Raw genomic sequence first — 8,600 nt, 5'->3', positions numbered from 1 at the left:
CTTCAAAGTGCGAACGCAATCAAATTCGGCGCAGTGACACACAGCATAGTATCATTACACGACAGATACAAAGTGAAACATCCCACAGACTCAAGCGCAAAAATCAAGCAAGCTGGAGGCCTGACAAACGTCGTAGGCGCGAAGCCGATCAGTACTTGCGCCTAGCGGACCACGGGATTTCTTGTTACGTTTGATTGCCAGGTTGCATGATCGTCTGATTGCCCGGAATTCATCTCAGCCGAACAGTTTGATTGAGAGGACATTATGAGCGGAAAAAAATCTGGAGAGCAGACCGAGCCGCCCAACCCGGCCGCATCAAGCGCTCAACCGGTGCACTGGGACCAGACCAATATGCGCACCGAATTCTCCAACGTTATAAACGTCTTGAGCGCGCGAGAAGAGTTCTCCCTGCTGTTCGGCATGAACAGCACCTGGAGCCTTGCCGAAGGCAAAGGCTTCGAAGTCAAGCTCTCGAACCGGATGGTGCTGACACCTTACGCAGCCAAGAGATTGAGCATCTTGTTGAGAGAACGACTGGCCGAGTACGAAGCAAAATACGGAGTTCTGGATTTGGGAACTTAAGTTCCACCAAAAGTCTTTTCTCGCAGGAGTTATGTTTCTGAGTGAGACTCAATCATTTGGCGAAACGCTCCGCGACCAAGGTCCGGACACTTGGATCGATACCGACGTCTGGCGCTCACTGGCTCAGGCGGAGCGTATCGAGGATTTTGGCCGAGCCTGGATCGGATTGCTGAGCCGTTCGCATGAAAGCATTCTGCGATCGGCTCTGCTTGTCGGCGCGCCAGAACAGGGCCCCTACGAGCTCGTCGCCCGGTTTCCCGAGACGGCGGAGGCGGATTCATTTCCCGCTGACGTAGCGACCGTGCTTGATCTCGCGAGCCGCAGGCGGCGTCCGGCGATCGAAGGCGGAGGCGAATTGCCGGCGCGCATCGCTTATCCCCTCGTTTTCGGAGAGCTGCTGCACGGTGCGATCCTGGTCGAGGCGCGCCCGCTCGATCCGGCGGGCATACGTCAGCTGATACGACACCTGCAATGGAGCGCCGCGGGCGTGGAGGCCTTTGTCTCGCGCACCGCGTCAAAGCGAGGCTCCGCTTCCGCCGACATCGCCCAGTTCCTGATCGGCGTCGTCGACGCGCTGGCGGCGGCTCAGAGCGGGGTAGATGCGGCGCGATTGCTGAGCAATCTGATGGCGCGACGGCTGGAATGTGACAGCACGGCTGTCGGACGCTACCAGGCAAAGCGATCGCGGCTGATCGCCCTCTCGCAGACAGCGTCGATCGATCGCCGCAGCACCCTCGCCCGCACCCTGGAAGCCGCGCAGGACGAGGCCATCGATCAAGCAAGTGTCGTGCTGGCGCCGCCGCCAGCCACATCCTCGCTGCTATTGACGCGGGCCCACCAAAATTTGTCCAAGCAGTTCGCAGGAGCGCATGTCCTGACCGTGCCTCTGGTCGCCGACGCCGAGGCCGTCGGCGCGATCACGCTGCGCCGGAGCGCTCGCGCTTTCACGCAGAACGAGATCGATCTGGCGGACACGGTCGGGACGGCGGTCGGCTCCCTGCTCAACGAAAAATGGCGGCTTGATCGCTCGCTGCCGGCGCTGGCGGCGGAGAGAGCCGGGGCGGTGCTCGGCAAGCTGTTGGGCCCCCGTCACCTGATGCTCAAGCTGGCGACCGTCGTGACGATCGCGGCGGCGGGCTATCTGGCGTTCGGCACCAGCGACTATCGCGTTCGCGCAAAGGCACAGGTTCAGGGCGAGATCCGCCGGCTCGTGTCGGCGCCGTTCGACGGTTATATTCGCGCTCAATTCGCCCGCGCGGGTGACGTGGTCCCGGAAGGCTTCGTGCTCGCCGAACTGCAGGACAACGACCTCGTCCTGGAACGCCTGAGGCAGATCTCGAAGAAGCGACAGTATCAGCTCGAGCTCGACAAGGCGCTGGCCAAGCGCGACCTTGCTGAGACCAACATCGCGCGAGCGCAGATCGAGCAGGCCGATGCCGAGATCGATCTGTCCGATCAGATGATCGCCCGCGCCCAGCTGAAAGCTCCCTTTGCCGCTGTGGTCGTGAGCGGTGACCTCAGCCAATCGGTGGGCAAGCCGGTATCGCGCGGTGATGTGGTTTTCGAGATCGCTCCGCTCGACCGCTATCGCGTCACTGCCGTTGTGCCCGAAGCAGAAATCAGGCTGGTCGATCCCGGTCAGAGCGGTGAGCTGCTCCTGTCCGCACTGCCCGACCGGACGTTCCCGATGGTGATCGGCTCGGTCACGCGGGTCGCGCAGGCCAGCGAAGGCGTAAATGGTTTTGAGGCGATCGGCACCGTCGATTCGAGGGATCCAAGCGTTCGGCCGGGAATGGAAGGCGTGGTCAAGATCGACGCCGGACGGCGCAACGTCGCCTGGATCTGGTTTCATCCGCTGGTCGACTGGCTGCGGGTCAAGATCTGGGCTTTGATTCCGTGACAGGCTCGAGGGGCGGATGAGCGTAAAGTCGATACATTCGCCGCACTGGCACCTGGCAGAAAAGCTGAAGCCGCGATTGCGCGACGACTGCACCATCGAGCGTCACGTCATACGCGGGACCGTATGGCAAGTCGTCAGGGATCGCTTCTCCGCAAAGGTGCACCGCCTCTCGCCAGCCGCCTACAGCGTGCTCGCGCGCATGGACGGGACGCGGACGTTCGAGCAGATCTGGCGCGAGACCGTCGCGCAGTTCGGCGAGGACGCGCCGTCCCAGGACCAGATCCTGCATACCGCGTCGGAACTCTACGCCGCTAATCTCCTGCAATCCGACGCGCCGGTCCACGAAGGCGACCTGGCCGAGCGCGGACGCAAGGAACGCCAACACCTGCCGCTGGCCAATCTCAAGAATCCGATGCTGATCCGGATTCCTCTGTTCGACCCCGACCGGTTTCTCGACGCAACGGCGCATCTGGTCCGGCCGTTCTGCAACGTCCTCGGCGCGGCGCTCTGGCTCGCCGCCATCGTCTGGCTCGGCGTGCAGATGGTGTTTCACTGGCAGGAGCTGACTGACGACATCACAGACCGGGTTCTCGCGGCGCAGAGCATTATCACGCTGGTCCTGATCTATCCTCTGCTCAAGATCCTGCATGAGCTGGGGCACGCCTATGCGGCAAAACTGGCCGGCGCCGAGGTTCATGAAATGGGCGTCATGATGCTGACGCTCCTGCCTGCACCCTATGTCGATGCGTCGGCATCCGCGATCGTTCCGGAAAAATGGAAGCGCGCCCTGATCGCCGCTGCCGGCATGGCCGTCGAGCTCCTGATCGCGGCGCTCGCAATGCTGGTCTGGCTCAATGCGGAACCGGGATTGTTGAGGTCCATCGCCTACGACACCGTGCTGATCGCCAGCGTTTCAACACTGATCTTCAATGGCAATCCGCTGCTGCGCTTCGATGCATACTACATTTTCTGCGACCTTCTCGAACTGCCAAATCTCGGCAGCCGCTCGCAGCGATATTACAATTATCTCTTGCAGCGATATGTGTTCGGTGCGCGGGACGCGACGATCATGCGCACCACGCCGGCAGAGCGGTTCTGGTTCCTGACCTATGCGCCCGCCTCATTCATCTACCGGATGGTCACGATCACAGGCGTGGTTCTGTTCGTCTCCTCACAGTATTTCGTGATCGGCATCGTGCTGGCGATCTGGATGGCGCTGATGTCGTTCGTGTGGCCGATCGTGAAGAGCGTCAAATTCGTGCTGGTTTCGCCGTCGCTGGAACGCACCAGGCTGCGCGCCGTCGGCATCACGGTCCTGTTTCTGGGGGCGGTCGCAGCGCTCGTCGCAATCGTACCGCTGCCCAATGGCACCGTGGTCCGGGGCGTGGTCTGGATTCCGGAGGAGACACGCGTGGTCGCCAATGCGTCCGGTATCCTGGTCGAGGTTCTGGTCAGTCCCGGCACAGACGTCGCAGCGGGAGATCACCTGCTCCGCCTCGAGGATCCGCTGATCGCGAGCAAGCGGAAGAAGGCACAAGCGCGATTTGCGGAGATCGACGCGCGGCTCGTTTCCGCGCAGGCGCGGACGCCGTACGAGGCCGAACTGCTCGAGCGCCAAAGGCAATTGGCGGAAGACGAACTTCGTGAGATCGACCGCCAGTACGACAATCTCCTGCTTCGCAGCCCCGCGACGGGTCAATTCATCGTTCCGCATTTGGCGGACCTCGCCGGCAATTTCATCAAGCGCGGACAGGTGGTCGGCTACGTCGTGACCGCTCGCTCGCCGCCGATACGAACCACCATTCCCGAAAGCGAGATCGAATATGTTCGTGATCGAACCATGTCGGTGTCGGTCCGCTTCGACGAAGCCGTGTGGACGCCGGTCGAAGCTGCGCGGATCGAGCGTCAATTCCCGCAATCGACCAAGCTGTTGCCGAGCCCGGCGCTTTCCAGCGCAAACGGCGGGCCGTTCGCGCCCGATCCGAATGCAAAGGAAAAGGAGACCAGCCTGGAATCGTTCTTCCAGATCGATATCGCCACGCCAGCGCCAGTGACGATCAACCGCTGGGGCCAGCGGGTATGGGTGCGGTTCGACCACGGCGCGAGCCCGGTGCTCGAGCGAATCTATCGTGCCGGTCGGCAACTCTTCCTCGGGCGGTTTCATGTCTGACGCGCTGACCACGACAAGCCTCACTCTTCCGCGCACGTTCGAGCACCGCCGACGGACTGCGGAGGAGCCGGAAGTCGATTCCGCCTTGACCTGGCTGGCCGCCCGACTGTCGGTCGCGGCCACCGGCCTGCGCTCACGCAAGGTGAGAATCGTCGGCGAGGCGGCGGCAGTGCGCGCACGGACGCTTGCTGATCTTTCGACGGACGCTTTGGCCGAGCGTCGCACCACGGCCGCGCTCGCGCTGCGCTCCAGCGGCACGAGCAACGCCAACGTCATCGAGGCCCTTGCCGTCGCGGGCGAATACGCCCGCCGCACGCTCGGCCTTGAACCCTATCCCCAGCAGATGGCATGCGCCGGCGCGTTGACCGGGGGCTGCGTCGCGGAGATGGACACCGGCGAAGGCAAGACTATCGCCGCCTTCCTCGCTGCGGCCGTGTTTGGCCTCGCGGGCCGCGGCGTCCATGTCGTGACGTCGAACGACTACCTCGCAGGCCGCGATGCGGAGCAGGTTCGTCCCGCGCTGGAGGCACTCGGGTTGACCGTCGGGGTCGTAACCGGCGACGTCCCGGTGGCGCCGCGACGCGCGGCTTACGCCGCGGACATCACCTACATCTCGAGCAAGGAAGTCTGCTTCGATTATCTGCGGGACGGGCTCGCCGACACCTTCATCACCGGCAGATCCACTCTTGCCACCAAGCTCGGACGGCTGTTGGGGGCGTCAGCGCGGGACGATGCGCAACCCCTGCAACGCGCATTGGACGTCGCCATCATCGACGAGATCGACAGCGTCCTGATCGACGAGGCCACGACGCCGTTACTGATCTCGACCAACACGAAGGGGGATATTTCCGAGGCGACCGCGCGGCAGGCGCTGGAGATGGCGGCCGGTCTCGAGCGCGGCATCGATTTCACCGCGGACCCGCACGGCTTGATGCCGACACTGACGCTGCGCGGCGAACACCGGCTCGAGCAACAGGTCGCCGATTTGACCGGCCCCTGGCGCGTTCGCCTGATCCGCAACGAGCTCCTGCGCGCCGCAACGGCCGCAGTCCATACACTCCGGCGCGATCACCATTATCTGGTGCGCGACGGCAAGATCGTCCTGATCGACCAGCAGAACGGGCGGACGATGCCGGACAGATACCTCAACCACAGCCTCAGCCTCATGGTCGAGGTCAAGGAAGGATGCACCATCAGCGGCGAGCGCAAATCGCTGGCCAGCATCAGTTTCCAGCGCTTCTTCCGCAACTATGCAACGATCTGCGGCCTGAGCGGAACAGTGCGTGAGGTGGCGGTGGAGCTGCACACCGTCTATGGACTCCGCATGGCTCGCATCGCACGCCGCCTTCCACTGCGACGGGACTCGGCTCCTGCAAATCTGTTCTCCGACAGGGCGCAATTGTGGAGCAGTGCCGCACAGATGGCGCGCCAGCTTCAGGCGCGCGGGCAGCCGGTGCTCGTCGCCGTGCGCACGGTGACCGAAGCGAAACGGGCGAGTGAGGCCCTCACAGCTTGCGGAGTCATCCATCGCGTGCTCAGCGCCGCCCAGGATGAGGCCGAGGCCGATATCATTGCGGGCGCCGGCGCGCGCGGGACCGTGACGGTCGTGACGAACATGGCCGGCCGAGGCACCGATATTCGCCTGGGCGCGGGCGTGGCAGAACTCGGTGGCCTTGTGGTGTTGATGTGTGAACGAAACGAATCCCGGCGCGTGGACCGGCAGTTGATGGGTCGATGCGCCCGCCAGGGCGATCCGGGGCGAGTCGCGGAATTCATTTCGCAACGAGATGCCATTTTGCAGATACTAGGCCCACCGTGGAGGCGAATTCTGCTCACATGGCCACGCTTGACGGGTCGCGCAATCATCCGCGCGCAGGCTCTATCCGAACGCCGCAGCCGGCGCGATCGACTTCAACTTTTGCGCCGTGACCGCCAGCTGGCCAAGGTCCTTGCGTTTGCCGGAGGGCTTGACTGATGCAGGCAATTGCATGGCGCGCACTGTCGGGATTGTTTGCGGCCTTCCTGCTGATGCCCGCGGCGCGAGCCGAGTCCCTGGATGATTACGCCGCGCGCGCCTCGTGCCTGATCACGCCTTTTCATATCTACAAACTGGCGATGTCGATCCCCGGTCCTCTCGCCTCTGTTGCGGTCAAACGGGCCGACCTGGTCAAGAAGGGACAGGTCATTGCGCAGCTCGAATCGGTCGTTGAGCAGGCACAGGTCGACGCGGCCCGCGTGAGGGCCACGACCGACGTCGCCATTCGCCTGAAGACAGCGGTTTACAGCGCCGCGGCCGCCAAGCTGGAGCGTCAGCGCAAGCTCAAGGTGGCCGCCGTCACCTCCGAGCAGGCGTTCGAAGAAGCCGAAGCCGCGGCCTCCGTGGCCAAGGAAGAGATCGAGCAGGCGCGGCTCGACAAGGAACTAGCGGCTCTCGAGCTGGCCCGGCTGGAGGGGATGCTCGACCGCCGAATTCTCAGAGCGCCCGCCGAAGGCGTCGTGACATCGGTCGAGCTTCACGCTGGCGAATATGCCGATTCCACCAACCCGGTCGCAACCGTCACCGAAATCGATCCGCTCACCGTCGATGTGTATCTGCCGGCGAAGGCCTATCCCCTGGTAGCGATGGGGATGTCGGCTGTGGTCACGCCGCAGGAGCCGCAGGGCGGAGCACGCGAAGGCGTCGTGATCACGAAAGATCCGCAGATCGATGCTGCCAGCGGATTGTTCCTGGTGCAGCTCAGATTGCCAAATCCCGGAGCCGCGATTCCAGCCGGCGTCCATTGCAGCGTGAAGTTTGGCGGCAGGACACTCACGCACCGAGAGTAATGTCTGTCGTCATTCGTGTGCCAGCGGCCGTTGTCGCCCGCGGTTTGTCGACAAGCCAATTGTTCATGTGGCGCCGGTTGACGCGAAACGGCAAGCAGGGACAGCGCGCCGGCGCATGTTCTGTTTAAAGACTAGGCCCGGATGCGACCGGAAGAGCGTGCCGCAAACCGATAGTTGCGGCCTGAAGCACTCCGGATTTAGCGCGAGGGCTTGCGTAAACGGACCCCCGCGCCGCCACCGTTCTCGGCCTAGGCGCGCCAGAACAGGCGATCGATTCCGGTAGTGAGAAAAGCGCAACAGGTGACTGGTACGATGTAAAAGTGCAAATCAGAGTGCATTAACGAATTTAAGACGAAAGAATCTTACGTTAAATCAACACTTTGAGCTGCATGACGGGCGCGCAACTAGCTTTGCGGAACAGGGATGGTTAACCTTATTAACAGGACGAAAAACCACTCGTAACAGGTCTCGGGACGACCTTAACAGGGTTGGAACTCCAGGCAGTCTCCCCCCTCTGCAGTTGTACTGCGCTAGATCTCAACAGTCTGATCAAACGCCCACTTGTATAACAAGCCGAGCGCCGGGTCTGGCACTGGTAGCAGCCCAACCGTCCGTCCTGAGCAACGCTCGGTTATTGAAAACGAATTTGGCTATATGAAGCAGCTAGCTAAAAGCGGACTTGGTCCGGCGCTGATGCTGAACGCTGCAGCTTGGGTCCTCGCAAGGCGTCGCGATGGCGATCGTTTCTTTCCAAAATAGGACATAAGGATCGGCAAGGCAATTTGCTCACGGGAGTAGTGTCGTCGCAGCGTGCCAGCCGTGCGTATTGCCATCGATATCTGATCGCGGCTCATAACGGCGTCAACAGTATGCTGGGCGCATCCTACAGCCGCATGTCCTCTTCGCTAAGATGGAACACGATGATCTCACCAGGTAATTGCTCGCCAGGAAATTTCTTGCGAATTTTCTTGATAAGCGCGGCCGCTCCATCATCTTTATTCAGAGCCATCGTGTAGAGTTTGATGTATGCATCCCAGCGCGACATCCTCACCGGCTTGCCATCTGCCATGAGTTCGATGTCCTCCCATGCTAACCTTCGAAAATGGGCTGCTATCGAAAGCG

The 8,600-nt window shown here is 62.2% G+C and carries 6 protein-coding genes; 5 read left to right on the top strand and 1 reads right to left on the bottom strand.

Annotated elements, in window-relative coordinates:
• Window positions 1–264: 264 nt before the first annotated feature.
• The 5 genes from JQ621_RS24435 (at window position 265) to JQ621_RS24415 (ending at window position 7,478) form a co-directional block, all read left to right on the top strand.
• Window positions 265–582 carry a DUF3467 domain-containing protein gene (locus tag JQ621_RS24435; protein ID WP_212237465.1) on the top strand — a complete coding sequence of 106 codons (318 nt, stop codon included), beginning with the start codon at window positions 265–267 and terminating at the stop codon, window positions 580–582.
• 355 nt (window positions 583–937) lie between these two features.
• The gene (locus tag JQ621_RS24430; protein ID WP_212237463.1) at window positions 938–2,482 is read left to right on the top strand and encodes an efflux RND transporter periplasmic adaptor subunit; all 1,545 of its coding nucleotides are present in this window, start codon (window positions 938–940) and stop codon (window positions 2,480–2,482) included.
• A 16-nt stretch (window positions 2,483–2,498) separates the two neighbouring features.
• A complete protein-coding gene (locus JQ621_RS24425) occupies window positions 2,499–4,652 on the top strand; it encodes a site-2 protease family protein (protein WP_212237461.1) in 2,154 nt (717 codons plus the stop codon).
• Entirely contained in the window at window positions 4,645–6,627 is a 1,983-nt protein-coding gene (locus tag JQ621_RS24420; protein WP_212237459.1) for a preprotein translocase subunit SecA, read from the top strand. Before JQ621_RS24425 ends, JQ621_RS24420 begins: the two co-directional genes overlap by 8 nt.
• Window positions 6,628–6,659: 32 nt before the next feature.
• Window positions 6,660–7,478, top strand: coding sequence for an efflux RND transporter periplasmic adaptor subunit (locus JQ621_RS24415; RefSeq protein WP_212237457.1), 819 nt, complete (start codon window positions 6,660–6,662; stop codon window positions 7,476–7,478).
• 883 nt (window positions 7,479–8,361) lie between these two features.
• On the opposite strand, the gene JQ621_RS24410 is transcribed toward JQ621_RS24415, so the two are convergent.
• Window positions 8,362–8,547 (bottom strand): hypothetical protein, encoded by a 186-nt coding sequence (locus JQ621_RS24410; RefSeq protein ID WP_212237455.1) that lies wholly within the window; start codon window positions 8,545–8,547, stop codon window positions 8,362–8,364.
• Window positions 8,548–8,600: the final 53 nt, after the last annotated feature.

Origin of the sequence: Bradyrhizobium manausense, assembly GCF_018129685.1 — a bacterium.
In the GTDB taxonomy this organism is placed as follows: domain Bacteria; phylum Pseudomonadota; class Alphaproteobacteria; order Rhizobiales; family Xanthobacteraceae; genus Bradyrhizobium; species Bradyrhizobium manausense_D.
The sequence above is the reverse complement of the archived record's forward strand: the minus strand, read 5'-3'. Positions and strand labels throughout refer to the sequence as shown.